The organism is Pseudomonas sp. SJZ078, from assembly GCF_007828255.1.
Lineage (GTDB): Bacteria > Pseudomonadota > Gammaproteobacteria > Pseudomonadales > Pseudomonadaceae > Aquipseudomonas.
In genome coordinates this window covers 22,475-38,832 of sequence record NZ_VIUG01000019.1, presented here as the reverse complement: position 1 = coordinate 38,832, position 16,358 = coordinate 22,475, and the positions used below count along the sequence as shown (strand labels likewise).

The 16,358-nt window shown below is 59.8% G+C and carries 16 protein-coding genes and 1 pseudogene; 15 read left to right on the top strand and 2 right to left on the bottom strand.

The features are described from left to right. Positions 1-36: 36 nt before the first annotated feature. Positions 37-927, top strand: coding sequence for an AraC family transcriptional regulator (locus tag FBY02_RS17370; protein WP_144929497.1), 891 nt, complete (start codon positions 37-39; stop codon positions 925-927). Positions 928-1,106: 179 nt separating this feature from the next. Here FBY02_RS17370 and FBY02_RS17365 read toward each other — a convergent pair whose 3' ends face one another. Continuing rightward, positions 1,107-2,771, bottom strand: a complete 1,665-nt coding sequence (locus FBY02_RS17365; RefSeq protein WP_144929496.1) for an electron transfer flavoprotein-ubiquinone oxidoreductase — start codon at positions 2,769-2,771, stop codon at positions 1,107-1,109. A 544-nt stretch (positions 2,772-3,315) separates the two neighbouring features. Here FBY02_RS17365 and FBY02_RS17355 point away from each other — a divergent pair. The 12 genes and pseudogenes from FBY02_RS17355 to FBY02_RS28440 form a co-directional block, all read left to right on the top strand. Further along, on the top strand, positions 3,316-4,065 hold the full coding sequence (locus FBY02_RS17355; protein WP_024776877.1) for an electron transfer flavoprotein subunit beta/FixA family protein: 750 nt from the start codon (positions 3,316-3,318) through the stop codon (positions 4,063-4,065). A 2-nt stretch (positions 4,066-4,067) separates the two neighbouring features. Next, entirely contained in the window at positions 4,068-4,997 is a 930-nt protein-coding gene (locus FBY02_RS17350; RefSeq protein ID WP_144929494.1) for an electron transfer flavoprotein subunit alpha/FixB family protein, read from the top strand. Between the two features lie 138 nt (positions 4,998-5,135). Then, a complete protein-coding gene (locus tag FBY02_RS17345) occupies positions 5,136-5,960 on the top strand; it encodes an ABC transporter substrate-binding protein (RefSeq protein WP_144929493.1) in 825 nt (274 codons plus the stop codon). A gap of 9 nt (positions 5,961-5,969) precedes the next feature. Beyond that, positions 5,970-6,329, top strand: a complete 360-nt coding sequence (locus FBY02_RS17340) for a DUF4398 domain-containing protein (RefSeq protein WP_144929492.1) — start codon at positions 5,970-5,972, stop codon at positions 6,327-6,329. Next, a complete protein-coding gene (locus FBY02_RS17335; protein WP_144929491.1) occupies positions 6,326-7,135 on the top strand; it encodes an OmpA family protein in 810 nt (269 codons plus the stop codon). The genes FBY02_RS17340 and FBY02_RS17335 overlap by 4 nt, the downstream gene beginning before the upstream one ends. Positions 7,136-7,332: 197 nt before the next feature. Further along, the gene (locus tag FBY02_RS17330) at positions 7,333-8,775 is read left to right on the top strand and encodes a PLP-dependent aminotransferase family protein (RefSeq protein ID WP_024776873.1); all 1,443 of its coding nucleotides are present in this window, start codon (positions 7,333-7,335) and stop codon (positions 8,773-8,775) included. 72 nt (positions 8,776-8,847) lie between these two features. Further along, positions 8,848-9,333 (top strand): translation initiation factor 2, encoded by a 486-nt coding sequence (locus tag FBY02_RS17325; protein ID WP_144929564.1) that lies wholly within the window; start codon positions 8,848-8,850, stop codon positions 9,331-9,333. A gap of 147 nt (positions 9,334-9,480) precedes the next feature. Further along, the gene (locus tag FBY02_RS17320) at positions 9,481-9,735 is read left to right on the top strand and encodes a YkgJ family cysteine cluster protein (protein ID WP_047699159.1); all 255 of its coding nucleotides are present in this window, start codon (positions 9,481-9,483) and stop codon (positions 9,733-9,735) included. Positions 9,736-9,814: 79 nt separating this feature from the next. After that, on the top strand, positions 9,815-10,423 hold the full coding sequence (locus FBY02_RS17315; RefSeq protein WP_144929490.1) for an START domain-containing protein: 609 nt from the start codon (positions 9,815-9,817) through the stop codon (positions 10,421-10,423). Positions 10,424-10,570: 147 nt separating this feature from the next. Further along, positions 10,571-10,807 (top strand): hypothetical protein, encoded by a 237-nt coding sequence (locus FBY02_RS17310; RefSeq protein ID WP_144929489.1) that lies wholly within the window; start codon positions 10,571-10,573, stop codon positions 10,805-10,807. A 202-nt stretch (positions 10,808-11,009) separates the two neighbouring features. Further along, positions 11,010-11,351, top strand: coding sequence for a ribonuclease E inhibitor RraB (locus FBY02_RS17305; RefSeq protein WP_053150289.1), 342 nt, complete (start codon positions 11,010-11,012; stop codon positions 11,349-11,351). Between the two features lie 84 nt (positions 11,352-11,435). After that, positions 11,436-11,537, top strand: a pseudogene (locus FBY02_RS28440) (transglutaminase domain-containing protein); the annotation flags it as partial. Positions 11,538-11,543: 6 nt separating this feature from the next. Here FBY02_RS28440 and FBY02_RS17295 read toward each other — a convergent pair. Then, complete coding sequence (locus FBY02_RS17295) at positions 11,544-12,371, bottom strand: cytochrome c (protein ID WP_178115369.1); 828 nt, start codon at positions 12,369-12,371, stop codon at positions 11,544-11,546. A 609-nt stretch (positions 12,372-12,980) separates the two neighbouring features. Between FBY02_RS17295 and FBY02_RS17290 the strand changes: the two genes are divergently transcribed. Continuing rightward, the gene (locus FBY02_RS17290; RefSeq protein ID WP_144929487.1) at positions 12,981-14,186 is read left to right on the top strand and encodes an acetyl-CoA C-acetyltransferase; all 1,206 of its coding nucleotides are present in this window, start codon (positions 12,981-12,983) and stop codon (positions 14,184-14,186) included. Between the two features lie 12 nt (positions 14,187-14,198). After that, positions 14,199-16,343: a 3-hydroxyacyl-CoA dehydrogenase NAD-binding domain-containing protein gene (locus FBY02_RS17285; protein ID WP_144929486.1), complete on the top strand. Its 2,145-nt coding sequence runs from the start codon at positions 14,199-14,201 to the stop codon at positions 16,341-16,343. Positions 16,344-16,358 lie beyond the last annotated feature (15 nt).

Genomic DNA, 16,358 nt, shown 5'->3' with positions numbered 1-16,358 from the left:
TGATGTTTCCATCCCTTTTTCCGTGAAGTTTTCCCCATGTTGCTGACCCGCTATCTCGATGCCAACGCGGCGCTGGTTTCGCTGATTGAACCCCTGGCGACCCGTGACGGCTTTATTCCTACACAGCTGCCTGGCGTGCAAGTGCTGCGATGCAGCCAGGACATCGCCCGTGGCCCGCAGCTCTACGAGCCAAGCCTGGTGATCATTGCCCAGGGCAGCAAACTGGCTTACCTGGGACCGCGCACGCTGGAGTACGGCGCCGGGCATTACCTGATCCAGGCGCTGCCGGTGCCGTTCGAATGCGAAACCTACGCCATGCCCGATGCTCCGCTGCTCGGGATTTCCGTGGCGATCGATCGGGCGCTGCTGGGTGAGTTGGTGCTGGCCATGGGATTGACGCCGGGACGGAACCTGCCGCCGCAGACACCGGAATCCATGACCAGCGCGGTGCTCGATGACGCCATGCGAGGGTGTGTCGAACGGTTACTGCACTGCCTGCACGATCCACTGGAATGCCAGGTGATGGGCCAGGCGCGGTTGCGGGAATTGCTCTTCGCGGCGTTGCGCGGGCCCCAGGCCGATGTGTTGCGGGCGTTGGTGGAGCAGCATGGGCAGTTCGCCCGGATCGCTGCCGCGTTGTGTCATTTGCACGCGCACTTCACCGAACCGCTGAACGTCGAGACGCTGGCCAACTGCGCGAACATGAGTGCCTCGACCTTTCATGAACATTTCAAGCGCAGCACCTTGCTATCGCCGGTTCAATATCTCAAGCGATTGCGCCTGCTCAAGGCGCAGCGGCTGTTGCTCAGCGAGGGCATGGGTGTGGCCCAGGTCGCACATCAGGTGGGTTACCAGAGCTCGTCGCAGTTCAGCCGGGAGTACAAGCGCTACTTCGAGCGCAACCCAGGGGAGGAGCGCGCCGCCTGATCCAGCGCCAATCCCTGTGGGAGCGAGCCTGCTCGCGATAGCGGTATGTCAGCCGACGTAGATGTTGAATGATCAAACGCTATCGCGAGCAGGCTCCCACATCGGTTTTAGGTGGTTGTTAGAACCGCACGCAACAAAAAGGCCCCCATTGCGGGGGCCTTGATGTTCAGCGAATCGGCTTACATGTTCGGGTAAGTCGGCCCACCGGCGCCCTCCGGCGAGACCCAGGTGATGTTCTGGGCCGGGTCCTTGATATCGCAGGTCTTGCAGTGGACGCAGTTCTGGGCGTTGATCTGAAAGCGCTTCTCGCCGTCTTCCTTGGTCACCACCTCATACACGCCGGCCGGGCAGTAGCGCTGGGCCGGTTCGTCGTACAAGGGCAGGTTCTTGCCGAGGGGGATGCTCGGGTCGGTCAGCTTCAGGTGGCAGGGTTGTTCTTCTTCATGGTTGGTACCGGAGATGAACACCGAGCTGAGTTTGTCGAAGCTGATCTTGCCGTCCGGTTTCGGGTAGTCGATCTTCTTGCAATCGGCCGCCAGCTTCAGGCAAGCGTAGTCGGGCTTGTTGTCATGCAGGGTGAACGGCAGCTTGCCGCCGAAGATGTTCTGGTCGAGCCAGTTGAAACCGCCACCGACGATAGCGCCGTACTTGTGGATCGCTGCGCCGAAGTTGCGGCTGGCGAACAGCTCTTCGTACAGCCAGCTGTTCTTGAAGCTGTCGACATAAGCGGTCAGTTCATCACCGCCTTCGGACTCGGCGAACAGGCGATCAGCCACGGCATCGGCGGCGAGCATGCCGGATTTCATGGCGGTGTGACTGCCTTTGATCTTGGCGAAGTTCAGCGTGCCGAGGTCGCAACCGATCAGCGCACCGCCCTTGAAAACCATTTTCGGCAGGGAGTTCAGGCCGCCCTTGCAGATGGCGCGGGCGCCGTAGCTGACGCGCTTGCCACCTTCCAGGTACTGCTTGAGCACCGGGTGATGCTTGAGGCGCTGGAATTCGTCGAATGGCGACAGGTAGGTGTTGCTGTAGGACAGGTCGACGATCAGACCTACGACCACTTGGTTGTTTTCCAGGTGATAGAGGAAGGAACCGCCGGTGTTCTCGGTACCCATGATGTCCAGCGGCCAACCGGCGGTGTGCACCACCAGGCCAGGTTGATGCTTGGCCGGGTCGATTTCCCAGATTTCCTTCAGGCCGATGCCGTAGTGCTGGGCGTCGGCATCGCTGTCCAGGTTGAAACGCTTGATCAACTGCTTGCCGATGTGACCACGGCAGCCTTCGGCGAACAGCGTGTACTTGCCGCGCAGTTCCATGCCAGGCGTGTAGAGGCCTTCCTTCGGGTGGCCTTCACGGTCGACACCCAGGTCGCCGGTGATGATCCCGCGAACCACGCCGTTTTCGTCGAACAGCGCTTCCTGGGCGGCGAAACCCGGGTAGATTTCCACGCCCAGGTTCTCGGCCTGCTGGGCCAGCCAACGGCAAAGATTGCCGAGGGAAATAATATAGTTGCCTTCGTTGTGCATGGTCTTGGGCACGAAGAAGTCAGGGATTTTGTTCGCAGTGTCGGCATTCCTCAGGACATAAATGTCATCGCGCTTGACTGGCGTGTTCAACGGTGCGCCGAGTTCTTTCCAGTCCGGGAACAGTTCATTCAGGGCGCGGGGTTCGAACACCGCGCCGGAAAGGATGTGTGCACCGACTTCGGAGCCTTTTTCCACCACGCAGACGCTGATTTCCTTACCGGCTTCGGCGGCCTTCTGCTTCAGGCGGCAGGCGGCAGACAGGCCAGCGGGGCCGGCACCGACGATGACCACGTCGAATTCCATGTATTCGCGTTCCACAGGCTATCTCCTACTCTCAAGGCTCACGGTTTTTCTAATTGGAGGTTGGGCGTTGCATCCATTGTTTCCTTCGGGAAAACGACGAAAGCGACAATGGATGACCCACGCTTCTCTCTTGGGGGCGCATTATATCTACACCACTCTCAGGGTCCAATACAAACGTTTGTTTGAAATAGCCGCAGCCCAGATAAATCACCGACGTGCGGCTTATGACTGGCCATTTTGCCGTATTGACCGGAATAGGCGTTCCGGTCAAGATACGGGCGGTTTTGCGCTCGCCGTAGGCTGACTGTTGGTTTCAAGAGCACCTCTAAAGACAGGGCGAAGGCAGCACAAAGTGACGTACTGCGTGTTAGGACGCGCAGTTTACACGCCGCGATAATGAATGACTCATCGGTCCCCATCGACGAAAGGTCTTCACTCCGTGAGCAAGAGTCATGTGTGGTTCATGCCGGCGTTTTTAGAGGTGCCCTTGCGCCCATGAGCATCAACCGCCAGGTTCGCCTAGGCGACTTTCTTTTCACCGGAGAGTAACGAGGAATCCATGAAGGTTCTTGTAGCTGTCAAACGAGTGGTCGACTATAACGTCAAGGTTCGCGTCAAGGCGGACAACTCCGGCGTCGACCTCGCCAACGTCAAGATGTCGATGAACCCTTTCTGCGAAATCGCCGTGGAAGAAGCCGTACGCCTGAAAGAAAAAGGCGTGGCGACTGAAATCGTCGTCGTCTCCATCGGCCCGACCACCGCCCAGGAGCAACTGCGCACGGCGCTGGCGCTGGGTGCCGATCGCGCCATCCTCGTCGAATCCGCCGAAGAGCTGACTTCCCTGGCCGTGGCCAAGCTGCTCAAGGCCGTTGTCGACAAGGAACAGCCACAGCTGGTGATCCTCGGCAAACAAGCCATCGACAGCGATAACAACCAGACCGGCCAGATGCTCGCAGCATTGAGCGGCTACGGTCAGGGCACCTTTGCGTCGAAAGTCGAAGTGTCCGGCGACAGCGTTGCCGTGACCCGCGAAATCGACGGCGGCGCGCAGACCGTTTCCCTGAAACTGCCGGCCATCGTCACCACCGACCTGCGTTTGAACGAGCCGCGCTACGCGTCCCTGCCAAACATCATGAAAGCCAAGAAGAAGCCGCTTGAAGTGCTGACTCCTGACGCTTTGGGCGTTTCCACCGCCTCCACCAACAAGACCCTGAAAGTCGAAGCGCCGGCTGCACGCAGCGCGGGCATCAAGGTCAAGTCGGTGGCTGAACTGGTCGAGAAACTGAAAAACGAAGCGAAGGTAATCTAACTATGACTATCTTGGTAATCGCTGAACACGACAACAATGCGCTGGCCCCGGCCACGCTGAACACCGTTGCTGCTGCTGCCAAAATCGGCGGCGACATCCACGTTCTGGTAGCCGGGCAGGGCGCTGGCGCCGTTGCCGAAGCCGCCGCGAAAATCGCCGGCGTGGCAAAAGTGCTGTCGGCCGATAACGCCGCCTATGCGCACCAGTTGCCGGAAAACGTTGCGCCATTGGTAGCCGAGCTGGGCAAGGGCTACAGCCACATCCTGGCTGCCGCTACTTCCAACGGCAAGAACATCCTGCCGCGCGTTGCCGCGGCCCTGGACGTCGATCAAATCTCCGAGATCATCTCGGTGGAAAGCGCCGACACCTTCCAGCGTCCGATCTATGCCGGTAACGCCATTGCCACGGTGCAGTCGACCGCTGCGATCAAGGTCATCACCGTCCGCGCCACCGGTTTCGACCCGGTTGCTGCCGAAGGTGGTTCCGCCGCTGTCGAAGCCGTCAGCGCGGCCCACGACGCCGGCATTTCCAGCTTCGTCAACGAAGAACTGGCCAAGTCCGATCGTCCTGAGCTGACCGCTGCCAAGATCGTCGTTTCCGGCGGCCGCGGCATGCAGAACGGCGACAACTTCAAGCACCTGTACGCCCTGGCCGACAAGCTGGGCGCTGCCGTCGGCGCTTCTCGCGCTGCGGTCGACGCAGGTTTCGTACCCAACGACATGCAGGTCGGCCAGACCGGCAAGATCGTTGCGCCGCAGCTGTACATCGCCGTCGGTATCTCCGGGGCGATCCAGCATCTGGCCGGTATGAAGGACTCCAAGGTGATCGTCGCGATCAACAAGGACGAAGAAGCACCGATCTTCCAGGTGGCCGATTACGGCCTGGTAGCGGACCTGTTCGAAGCAGTCCCTGAGTTGGAGAAGCTGGTCTAATCCGGCCTCTTCACTTATAAAGAGCCCGGCTTTGACCGTAGTGCCGTTCATTCAAGGTGCCCCTGAATCCTTGAATGACCGCAATACGGTTCAGGCCGGGCTTTTTATTGTCTGCATTTTCAAGGGGGGCGTAACGCCATGGATCTTCGCCGTTTGGCTGGCTGGTCATTGCTGTGGGCGTTGGCGGGTGTCCCGGGCCTGTCTGTCGCCGCCGGCAAGTGTGAACGGCTGATTGCCACCGGCAGCCCTGATGCGCCGCCTTACCTCTGGCAAGACCCCCAGGATCCCAAGCACTTGATCGGTGCCAGTGCCGACCTGCTGGTCCAAGTGGCGGGAGAGTTGGGCATCAAGGTCGACGTGCTCTATGCCGGCAAGCGCGCCCAGGCGCTGGAGGAAGTGCGCAGCGGGCGCATTGACCTGCTCGCCGATGCTTCGCTGACGCCCACCTGGCTCGATTTCCTGGATTATGTTCATCCTCCGGTGCTGGAGAACGATTACCTGGTCTGGACCCGCAAGGATTCTCCACTGGTCATCAATCGGCCCGAGGACCTGCACGATCATCCCGGTGCCTTGTCGGAAAAGGCTCGTATGACCCAGGAATTCGGTCTTTTTGCCGAGCAGAAATTGACCCTGGTCCGCACCTCCAACCTGACCCAGGCCTTTCAGAAATTGCTGCTGGGGGACGTGGAATATGTTCTCGCCGGGCGCTACTCGGGCTTGGCAATGGCGCAGACGCTGGGCATGGCGAACGACCTGCAAGCGGCTCCGCAACCGGTGGATAAACCGGGGCTGTACGTCGCGGTTTCCCATGACTCCGCCTGCAACGACCCATGGTTGCGCGGACAGCTGGCGCAAAAGATGACAGAATTGGCCGCGTCCGGCCTGACGGAGGCTGTGTTGCAGCGCAATCTCGAGCGTTGGAACACACAGTTGCAGCCACCTGTCGGCGCCCCAAAACAGTAGGGAATATTAGTGACTATTCGACCTCTTTTCGCTGCCCTGGCCGTTCTGGCTCTGGCGGGCTGCGCAGCCGATCCGGCGCCGAATGAACAGATCCGCCTGACTGAACAGGCCTTGGAACAAGCCCGGGCCGTGGGCGCCAACGCCGACGAAGTACCTGAATTGAAGCTGGCGGAAGAAAAGTTCGCCCGCGCAAAATCCAATCTGATCGATGAGTCGTACAAAAAGGCACGCATGCGTGCCGAGCAGGCCGAGCTGGACGCACGTCTGGCCGAGGCGAAGGTGCTGACCCTCAAGAGCCAGGAGCAACTGAACGTGCTCGACACCCGCATCAAGCGCTTGCGTAAACAACTGAGGGAGGATGCCCAATGAAGCCCTCCCATGTGTTTGGCGGTTTGATCCTGGCGGGCCTGGCCAGCTTGTACGGCTGCGCGGGTCAGCGCAGTGAAGCGGCACTGGAAAAAGCCAGTACCGATTTCCAGAAAGTGAAGGAAGACGCCAACGTCCTGCGCGCAGCGCCCAGGGATGTGATTCGCGCTGGCGAGTCGCTGGCCCGGGCCGATCGCCTGTCCAGCTACTGGGGCAGCGGCGAGGATGTATTGCATTACGCCTACCTCAGCCAGCGCTACAGTGAAATCGCCCGGGAGCACAGTAACCAGGTGCTTAACGAAGAGCGTGCGGCGAAGCTCGAACTGGAGCGCCAGCGCCTGCAACTGGCGTTGCGCGAATCCAAGTTGCTCAGTGTTCAGCAACAGGGCAAATGGCTGGAAGAGCAGATCATGGAGATGACCACCACCCAGACCGATCGCGGCCTGGTAATGACCCTCGGTGATGTGCTGTTCGACACCGGCGAGGCTGAATTGAAGAACTCGGCCAACCGGGTCGTGCTCAAGATCGTGCAGTTCCTGCAACTCAACCCCAAGCGGGTGGTGCGCATCGAAGGCTATACCGATAGCACTGGCGGCAAGCAGGAGAACCTCAAGCTGTCCCGGGACCGCGCGCAGGCGGTGGCGGATGTGCTGATAGATCTGGGGATCGATGACAAGCGCATCCAGGTCGAAGGCTACGGCGACGAGTTCCCGGTGGACGTCAACGCCACCGAGCGTGGCAGGGCGCAGAACCGTCGGGTTGAAATTGTGTTCTCCGATGAGAAGGGCCAGCTCGGCGCTGCTCGCTAAGGGCTGCGTCACTGGAAAACCCGGCCTCTGAGGAGCGCCGGGTTTTTTTGTGCTCGTGGCTCATACACTCGCGCACAGTTGGGGCTGTCACCGCACTGTACGGTCGAGTAATCTGGCAACTGTCCCCGTACACTTCTAAACTGTTCCGGTATCGTTTCCTACAAGAACAACATGCCCGCGAAATCGAGTGCTGCGTCATGACCAACCTCTTGCTCTACCAACGTATTGCTCAGCAACTGGCCGAAGACATCCGTCGGGGTGTGTATCAGCCCGGCGAACGTGTGCCGTCGGTGCGCAAGATGAGTTCGCAGCTCAACGTCAGCCATGCGACGGTGCTACAGGCCTACGCCAACCTTGAGGATCAGGGGCTGATTCGTGCCCGGCCGCAATCGGGGTATTACGTGCACCAGACGCCGGCGCTGACGGCGCCGACACCGGATATCGCCCGGGTAGAGCGTCCGGGGTTGGTCACGCGCAGCAGTATCATCCAGCAGGTACTGGTCGAGTCCCGTCGCGAAGGGGTATTTCCATTGGGCGCGGCGGTGCCGAGTGTGGATTACCTGCCTGTACGGGCACTGCATCAGCAATTGGCCAAGGTCACGCGCTTCCACAGTCCGCGGGCGTTCAGCTATATGTTCAGCCCGGGTTTCGAACCGTTGCGTCGCCAGGTGGCGATTCGCATGCGTGATGCCGGTGTCGTGGTGGACCCTTCCGAGGTGGTGATTACCCACGGTTGCGTGGATGCGCTGCAAATGTCCCTGCGGGTACTGACCCGGCCTGGGGATCTGATCGCCGCCGAATCGCCGACTTACTACGGTTTGCTGCAACTGGCGGATCTGTTGGGTCTCAAAGTCATCGAGATCCCCAGCGACCCGGTGACCGGCATGAGCCTGGAGGCCCTGCAACTGGCGGCCAACCAATGGTCGATCAAGGCGCTGGTGCTGACTACGCGGCTGAGCAACCCCCTGGGCGGCACCATGCCCGAGGAGCGGCAGAAGCAACTGTTGCGCCTGGCTTCGGATTTCGACATTCAGATTGTCGAGGATGACATCTACGGCGAGCTGATGTTCGAGCAGGGCCGCACCAAAGCACTCAAGGCTTATGATCGGCTGGACCGGGTCATTTATTGTTCGAGTTTTTCCAAGACATTGTCGCCAGGTGTACGCATCGGCTGGATGATCGCCGGCAAGTTTCAGCAGGAGATCCAGCGGCTGCAGACGTTCAGTACCCATTCAGCGTGCAGCGTCACGCAGATGGGCATTGCGGCCTATCTGGAAAATGGCGGCTACGACCGCCATCTGCGCTATATCCGTCAGGAATACCGCAAGAATCTCAGTGCTTTCCAGTTGGCGGTGCAGCAGTACTTTCCCGAAGGCACGCAGATGAGTCGCCCCACCGGCGGCTTCATCCTGTGGGTCAGCCTGCCGGGGCGGGTCAATACCCAGGAGTTGCACGTGCGGGCGTTGCAACAGGGAATCAGTATCGCGCCAGGGTTGATCTTCAGTAACACCGAGCAGTTCAACCACTGCATTCGCCTGAACTGCGGAATCCCTTGGAACCGCGAGGCGGAACGGGCCTTGATGACGTTGGGGCTGTTGGCCACGCAATTGTGCCAAGAGACCGCCAGCGGTTTTCTGTAGGAATCGACGGGCTTGTCAGCATCGGATTATCAGGCCAGCATGTACTTCTCTGCCGTAAGTGCTGTCGTATCTATGAAAGCCATTGCTCCTGCCACCTGGGTTTTGATCGGCCTGCTGACTGCCTTCCATGCCGCAGGTGTTGTAGCGGCTTCGGTGCAAGAAAAACCGGCCGCCAGCGCCACGAAAAAACCATCGAAAAGCGTGTCCCAGAAGCCACCTGCAGCGAAGAAGGCGCCAGCCGGGAAAATGGCTTCCTCGCAGAAGAAACGCGCGCCCATTGCTTCCAAGAGCAAATCTGCCCATGAAGTTGCCAAGACTCCACTCCCGCCAGCCAACCTGGATCTGAGTCTGCCCCATGACATGGTTCAGAAACTGCAACCACCCGGAACGGTACCGCTACCCAAGCGTGAGCCGTTGTTACCGTCCATGTTCGGGCAGAAGCCGGACCCGTTCCAGCTCAATGGCCGTTTGCTGAATAACGAAATGCAGCTGCCGCTGCGTAATTCGGAGCGCCGGGAAGTGGAGGGGGCGGCCCTGGATTTTGAATTCAAGCGATAAGTCTTCGAGCGTGAAGGCAATTCGTCGCTGACTGTTCGGTCATCTCCCATTGGGCGAAAAAACACGCAGACGGTAATTTCAAACGAGTGTTTAAGCCGTTACTCTGTGTTCCGTTATTGGGCCGTTACCCATGAGGATGTTGTCGTCATGAAATGCCGTGAAGGCTGTGGTGCCTGCTGCATTGCTCCCTCCATCAGCTCGTCGATCCCGGGTATGCCCCATGGCAAGCCGGCGGGAGAACGTTGTGTGCAATTGTCGGTCGATAACTTGTGCCGGATCTTCGGCCTGCCGGAACGTCCGGCGGTGTGCTCGGGGTTCGCCGCCGACATCGAGGTCTGCGGCAACAGCAGCGAGGAAGCCATCCGGTTGATCGGGTGGTGGGAGCAGGCCACGGCGGTGTAATGGGTCAATGGACAGGGCTGAATGCGAAGCCCAATGACGAAATTCAAATGACCGGACTTCGACAATAAGGAAAAAAACTATGGGTTCGCTGCATCGTATGGCTGTGTTGTGTGGCTTGACCGCTTTTCTGGCAACCGCAACTGCTCAGGCGCAAGACTGGCAGGTCGCCAAGGAGCAGGACGGTATCAAGGTTTCCCTCAGTGAAGTGGCCGGCTCCAAGTACAAGGCCTATCGCGGCGTGACCGTCATGAAGACCACCATGACGAAGTTGCGGGCCTTGCAGGAAGATGTCTCGGGTGCCTGCGCCTGGATCCATGAGTGCAAGACCCAGAAGCTGCTCAAGCACGAAGGCAACCAGAGCTGGACCTACACCCAGTTCAATACACCGTGGCCGGTCACGTCCCGGGATTCGGTGCTGAAAGTCACCACCGTCGAAGGCGCCGATGGCAGCCTGACTCGCAACCTCAAGGGCGTGCCGACCTACCTCCCGCAAGAGCAGGGGTTTGTGCGAGTAATCCAGGTCGACGGTTTCTGGAAATTCACACCGAAGGGCGCGGACCAGATCGAAGTGACCTATCAGGTCCACACTGAGCCCGGTGGTGATGTACCGTCCTGGCTGGCCAACAAATTCGTGGTGGATGCGCCGTTCAACACCTTGAAAGCCTTGAGGGAGCGTGCCGAGAAGTAATCGGCAGGCCTGATGGATGTCTATCCCGGGACCGCCCTTGAGGCGGTCTTTTCACGGGTGCCATTCAGGTATTCGGTGGAACGATTATTCCCCCCGAAATGTCGAGATAGAGGTAAGCCCGGCCATGATTTGATCGAGGAGACAGCAATGCAAAAGTGGGAAATCACGTTCGTTGATGACCACGGCGAAGCGATCGCCGAGCAGTTCGACTATGACCAGGAGCCCACTATGGAACAGGCCGCACAGTTGATTCGCGAAAGGTTGCTTCCGGTGCCCGCCCAGTTGGACCTCAACGACCTGGAAGGGCGGACGGCCGAGCCGACGGTCAAGAATCTCAAATCCCAGCACAGCATCGAAATCATCAACATTAAGCCGATTTCATGAAGTTCATGGCCTGGTCCCGCTTGGCAGTGGCCATCACTTGCAGCTACTCTGCAATTGAGATCAGCGAAAGGATCGCCAAGGTCCGGTCTTGTCAGCTACATGCTTGTGTCCCGACGGTCATTTGATGCCGTATCGCTTGCAATCCACGGGTTGCCGCACGGGAAGACGGAAAGTCTATCCATCGATCTGAGGAGGACGTTTCATGAGCACAGCCTATCAAGAAGACATCAGCACCCGTGTGCTGCGCCGCATGAAAGAAGGCGGGTTCGACTTCTCACAATTCCATCCAATCGAGTTCTATGCCATTTTCCCGGACGAGGAGCGGGCGCGCAGGGCAGCGGGTCATTTTCGGGGTGAGTCGTTGAATGCACAGATCAGCGCACGGGACGACGGTGCCTGGTCATTGGAACTGAGCCGGGTGATGTATGCCACTTACGATGACATTGGAGATTTCGAGCAAGACTTCGAAGCGGTGGTGGAACCTTTGGGCGGCGTCATCGAAGGTTGGGGGGTGAAGCAGGAAATCCGGCGTCTCCAGGCCTGATGTCCATACCCTGCCACAACACAACGGCTGACCTTAGGGTTGGCCGTTTTCATGTATGTAGCCTGTAGCCGAGCACAGGCAGGTAATACCCATGTATTCCTGGCCTGCGCCCGCAGCCTGGGCGTGCCGGCACGCTATGTATCGGGCAACGTGTACAGCGGGAGCAAGCTCCCTCGCCACACATGGATGGTCTTATTGGCTCAACGGCTGTTTACGCCCAGCCATATGCTTCAGATACCCCACCAACAGATCCAGCTCTGAGTCCGGCAGCACGGCCGCTGAAAATGCCGGCATCTTGCCTTGGGGCCAGTGACGCAGCCCCTGGGGATCACGGATATAGCGCTTGAGGAAATCCCCCGAGAAATATTCGGTGGGGTTGAAGGGAATATTCAGGTCCGGGCCAAACTGTGCATCGCCTGCGCCATTGAGCCGATGGCATGCCAGGCAATTCTTCTGGAACACCGCGAAGCCCTTGTTGATCGGATCATCCTTGGCCAGGCTGGGCGCCGGCAGCAGGGCGGGGAAGCGCTCGGCCACGGCTGACATGCGCTTGATGCTCGCTACCGCATATGGCCATTGTTCCGGGCTGATATGACCCGCTTGAGGATCGGTCCAGACTAGGTAGAACGGTCCTGCACTGGGCTTGCCCTCTCCCAGGGATGGCCAAGGGGCGGCTGGATTTTCGATGGCCAGCCAGGCGCGTGCGCCATTCTTGTTGAGTAATGGCGCCGCGGACATCTCGGCGGCGAAACCGTCCAGGGCCACGGCTTGCAGGTGATCATCCGGCTGGACACCGGTCAGCAGCGCCGTCAGTGGCACGGCGCGATAGCTCATCGGTTTCTTGTAGGAAACGTCGTCGGGTATCTGGATCGTTTGCGCTTCAGGATGCTTGAGCAGTTCTTCGGTTTGCAAGGTACGCGCAGTCGCGCCCAGCTCCAGTACCAGTTGGGCGGCATACAGGGGCGTGCTGAGCAACAACGCCCCGAGCAGGATGAGAGCTTTCAATGGATCGCTTTCCATGTCGAGAGAGTGGCGCAAAGGTTGGCACAGCCAACGCCGCTCGAACAACGAGCCCGTCACATTTTTTAGTGACACGATCGATAGCGATACCGCTCACGGTTGATGCAGGCACCCGCACGCAATACTCAGCCGATCACCTTGGGAATATTCGGCAGAATCAATAGCAGCGTGGTGGCGAAGAGAATGAGTCCGGCTTGACGAACTTTCGAGTGTTTGAACATGGCTGCCCCGCCTTTTTTGTTATTTCCTGAGGCCAGCCTTCATAACTCCGTGGCGGCTGGCAGTGCACTTCCTGTCTGACAAGCGCCTCGGCAAAACCCGACGACTCTCTTGTACAAGGATTACATTAGGGGCCGCAGCCGCGTTGGCTTAGATCCAATTCGTATCAGTTTCAAAGAAGTCGTTATAAAAAAGCTATGAGGCCTATTGCCACCTTCTTGCCGGTCCTTTAGCTAGACAGCTTGCGTTCCTGAATCGGTTAACCCGATAGCAGGCTACCGTTCGTCTGACTGTGGTCGTCAATGCCCTTGAGCGCTCGGGTCATTGAATCCGGGGCCGCTGGGCTTATGGTAGGAGCATCGCGTTATCTGTCGTGGTTTCGAGGATGTCATGACCCAAGCTTTGATTTTCGATGCCTTGCGCACCCCCCGTGGCAAGGGCAAGGCCGATGGCGCCCTGCACAGTGTCAAGCCGGTGAACCTGGTGGGAGGGTTGCTTCAAGCCTTGCAGCAGCGCATGGACCTGGACACCAGTCAGGTCGATGACGTCGTGCTCGGTTGCGTGACGCCGGTAGGCGAACAGGGGGCCGACATCGCCAAGACCGCCGCCCTGATAGCCGGCTGGGATGTCAGCGTTCCAGGTGTCCAGCTCAATCGGTTCTGTGCTTCGGGCCTCGAAGCGGTGAACCTGGCCGCCATGAAAGTGCGCTCCGGGTTCGAGGACCTGGTGGTGGCCGGTGGTGTCGAGTCGATGTCTCGGGTGCCGATGGGCAGCGACGGCGGCGCCTGGGCGCTGGATCCGCAATCCAACCTGCAAGGGCACTTCGTTCCCCAAGGCATCGGTGCCGACCTGATCGCCACACTGGAAGGCTTCAGTCGCGAAGATGTTGATACTTACGCACTGAACTCCCAGAAAAAAGCCGGGCGGGCTCGGGCCGACGGCTCTTTCAACAGGTCTCTGGTAGCGGTTCGAGATCAGAACGGCATCGTGCTGCTGGACCACGACGAATTCATCCGTGTCGACACCACTCTCGAAGGCCTGGGCAGGCTCAAGCCGAGTTTCGAAACCATGGGCCAGCTGGGCTTCGATGCCACGGCGCTGCGGGTCTATAGCCATGTCGAGCGGATCCACCATGTGCATACGCCCGGCAACAGTTCCGGGATCGTCGATGGCGCGGCGCTGATGCTGATCGGCTCTGAAGCCAAGGGACGCGCCTTGGGCCTGCAGCCTCGGGCGCGGATCATCGCCACGGCCGTCACCAGCACCGATCCGACCATCATGCTCACCGGTCCGGCGCCGGCCACCCGCAAAGTCTTGGCCAAGGCCGGGTTGCGGGTGGAGGACATCGACCTGTTCGAGGTCAACGAAGCCTTCGCCTCGGTGGTGCTCAAGTTCATCAGGGACATGGCCATCGACCCTGCCAGGGTCAACGTCAACGGTGGCTCCATCGCCATGGGGCACCCCTTGGGGGCAACGGGGTGCGCCATTCTCGGTACCCTGCTCGATGAGCTGGAGGTGCGTCGCCTGCGCTACGGCCTGGCGACGTTGTGTGTGGGTGGCGGGATGGGCATTGCCACTGTGATCGAACGCCTCTGAAGGACTTGCTCAATGACCGCTGCCATTCGTTACGAAACCGGCCAGGACCGAATCGTCGTCCTGACAATGGACCTGCCTGGCCAGAGCGCCAATACCATGAATGCTGTGTACCGTGAGGCCATGGCCGCCTGTGTTGCCCGTCTGGTTGCCGAAAGAGACTCGATCGCTGGCGTGATCATCACCTCGGCCAAAAAGACGTTCTTCGCCGGCGGCGATCTCAATGAGCTGGTCGCGGTCGGCAAGTCCGAGGCCAAGGCTTTCTACGCGATGATCCTGGGGCTCAAGGCGCAGTTGCGCGTCCTTGAGACACTGGGCAAGCCAGTGGTCGCCGCCATCAACGGTGCGGCGCTCGGAGGCGGCTGGGAGATCTGCCTGGCTTGCCATCATCGAGTGGCGCTGGATCATCCGTCGGTGCAGATCGGGCTGCCGGAAGTCACCCTGGGCCTGTTGCCGGGCGGCGGCGCAGTGGTGCGGATGGTGCGCCTGCTAGGTCTGGAAAAGGCCTTGCCGTATCTGCTCGAAGGCAAGCGGTTTGGCCCTCGACAAGCGCTGCAGGCCGGGTTGATCGATGAGCTGGCGGTTGATCGTGATGAACTGCTGGCCAAGGCGCGGGCCTGGATCCTCGCCAACCCGGACGCGGTCCAGCCTTGGGACGTAAAGGGCTATCGGATTCCCGGGGGGACGCCGTCCGATCCGAGTGTCATGCAGACGCTGGCGATTGCCCCTTCGATCCTGCGCAACCGGACCCAGGGCTGCTTGCCGGCGCCGGAGAAAATCCTCTGTGCCGCGGTGGAAGGTGCCCAGGTGGGTTATGACGCGGCGCACCTGATCGAGACCCGCTATTTCACTGAATTGACCACGGGGCAGATCGCCAAGAACCTGATCGGCACCTTCTGGTTCCAGCTCAACGAGATCAAGGCCGGAGGTTCGCGCCCGCACGGGTATGCGCCTTATCTGACAAAAAAAGTCGCTGTGCTCGGGGCTGGCATGATGGGGGCCGGCATTGCCTGTGTCTGCGCCCTGGCCGAGATCGAGGTGGTCCTCAAGGATATCGATCTGTCCGCCGCGGAGCAGGGCAAGGCCCGTTTGGCCGCGCTGCTGGACAAGCAAGTCGCCCGCGGGCAGATCACCGTGCAGCAACGTGAAATCACGCTGGCGCGGGTTCATACCACTGACAACGATGCGCAGCTGTCCGGTTGCGATCTGATTATCGAGGCGGTGTTCGAGGATCGTGACCTGAAAGCCAGGGTGTCGGCGGCCGCCCATGCGGTAGCGGGGCCGGATGCGGTGATGGCCTCCAATACCTCAACGTTGCCTATCACCGGCCTGGCTGCTGCGATTGCCGACCCGGCGAAGTTCATCGGCCTGCATTTCTTCAGTCCGGTGGAAAAAATGCCCCTGGTGGAAATTGTCAGGGGCGTTCACACCAGCGATGCAACCTTGGCTCGTGGTTTCGATTTCGTCCTGCAGCTCAACAAGACGCCGATTGTGGTCAATGACGGCCGCGGTTTCTTCACGTCGCGTGTCTTCGGCACCTTTATCCATGAGGGCATCGCCATGCTCGGTGAAGGGGTGAGTGCGCCGATGATCGAAACCGAGGCCCGCAAGGCCGGGATGCCGGCCGGGCCTCTGGCGGTTTCCGACGAAGTTTCCCTCAACCTGATCAGTCATATTCGTGCCGAAACCGCCAAGGACCTTCAAGCAGAAGGGAGAACGCCGATTGAGCATCCGGCGTTCGCCGTGATTGACGTGTTGCTCAAGGAGTACCAGCGGCCGGGCAAAGCTGCCGGGGCCGGTTTCTATGAATACCCGGTCGGTGGACAAAAACATCTGTGGCCGCAGCTCAAACGCCTTTTCGAGGATGTCGACAGGCAGATTCCGCCCCAGGACATCCGTGATCGCTTGCTGTTTATCCAGGCCCTGGAAACCGTGCGTTGCGTGGAGGAGGGCGTGCTCAGGTCGACGGCCGATGCCAACGTTGGCTCGATCTTCGGGATCGGCTTCGCGACCTGGACCGGCGGTGCGTTGCAATTCATCAACCAGTACGGCCTGCAGGACTTTATCGCCCGGGCCCAGTACCTGGCCGAGCAATATGGCGAACGTTTCTCGCCCCCGGCCCTGTTGCTGGAAAAAGCCGCCAGGCAGTCATTGTTCTGACAGCGGGGGGGCTTG

Bases quoted from the DNA above. Each gene is read 5' to 3' on its own strand.
- FBY02_RS17370 (WP_144929497.1), top strand. From the start codon at position 37: ATGTTGCTGACCCGCTATCTCGATGCCAACGCGGCGCTGGTTTCGCTG.
- FBY02_RS17355 (WP_024776877.1), top strand. From the start codon at position 3,316: ATGAAGGTTCTTGTAGCTGTCAAACGAGTGGTCGACTATAACGTCAAG.
- FBY02_RS17350 (WP_144929494.1), top strand. From the start codon at position 4,068: ATGACTATCTTGGTAATCGCTGAACACGACAACAATGCGCTGGCCCCG.
- FBY02_RS17345 (WP_144929493.1), top strand. From the start codon at position 5,136: ATGGATCTTCGCCGTTTGGCTGGCTGGTCATTGCTGTGGGCGTTGGCG.
- FBY02_RS17335 (WP_144929491.1), top strand. From the start codon at position 6,326: ATGAAGCCCTCCCATGTGTTTGGCGGTTTGATCCTGGCGGGCCTGGCC.
- FBY02_RS17330 (WP_024776873.1), top strand. From the start codon at position 7,333: ATGACCAACCTCTTGCTCTACCAACGTATTGCTCAGCAACTGGCCGAA.
- FBY02_RS17325 (WP_144929564.1), top strand. From the start codon at position 8,848: ATGAAAGCCATTGCTCCTGCCACCTGGGTTTTGATCGGCCTGCTGACT.
- FBY02_RS17320 (WP_047699159.1), top strand. From the start codon at position 9,481: ATGAAATGCCGTGAAGGCTGTGGTGCCTGCTGCATTGCTCCCTCCATC.
- FBY02_RS17315 (WP_144929490.1), top strand. From the start codon at position 9,815: ATGGGTTCGCTGCATCGTATGGCTGTGTTGTGTGGCTTGACCGCTTTT.
- FBY02_RS17310 (WP_144929489.1), top strand. From the start codon at position 10,571: ATGCAAAAGTGGGAAATCACGTTCGTTGATGACCACGGCGAAGCGATC.
- FBY02_RS17305 (WP_053150289.1), top strand. From the start codon at position 11,010: ATGAGCACAGCCTATCAAGAAGACATCAGCACCCGTGTGCTGCGCCGC.
- FBY02_RS17295 (WP_178115369.1), bottom strand. From the start codon at position 12,371: ATGGAAAGCGATCCATTGAAAGCTCTCATCCTGCTCGGGGCGTTGTTG.
- FBY02_RS17290 (WP_144929487.1), top strand. From the start codon at position 12,981: ATGACCCAAGCTTTGATTTTCGATGCCTTGCGCACCCCCCGTGGCAAG.
- FBY02_RS17285 (WP_144929486.1), top strand. From the start codon at position 14,199: ATGACCGCTGCCATTCGTTACGAAACCGGCCAGGACCGAATCGTCGTC.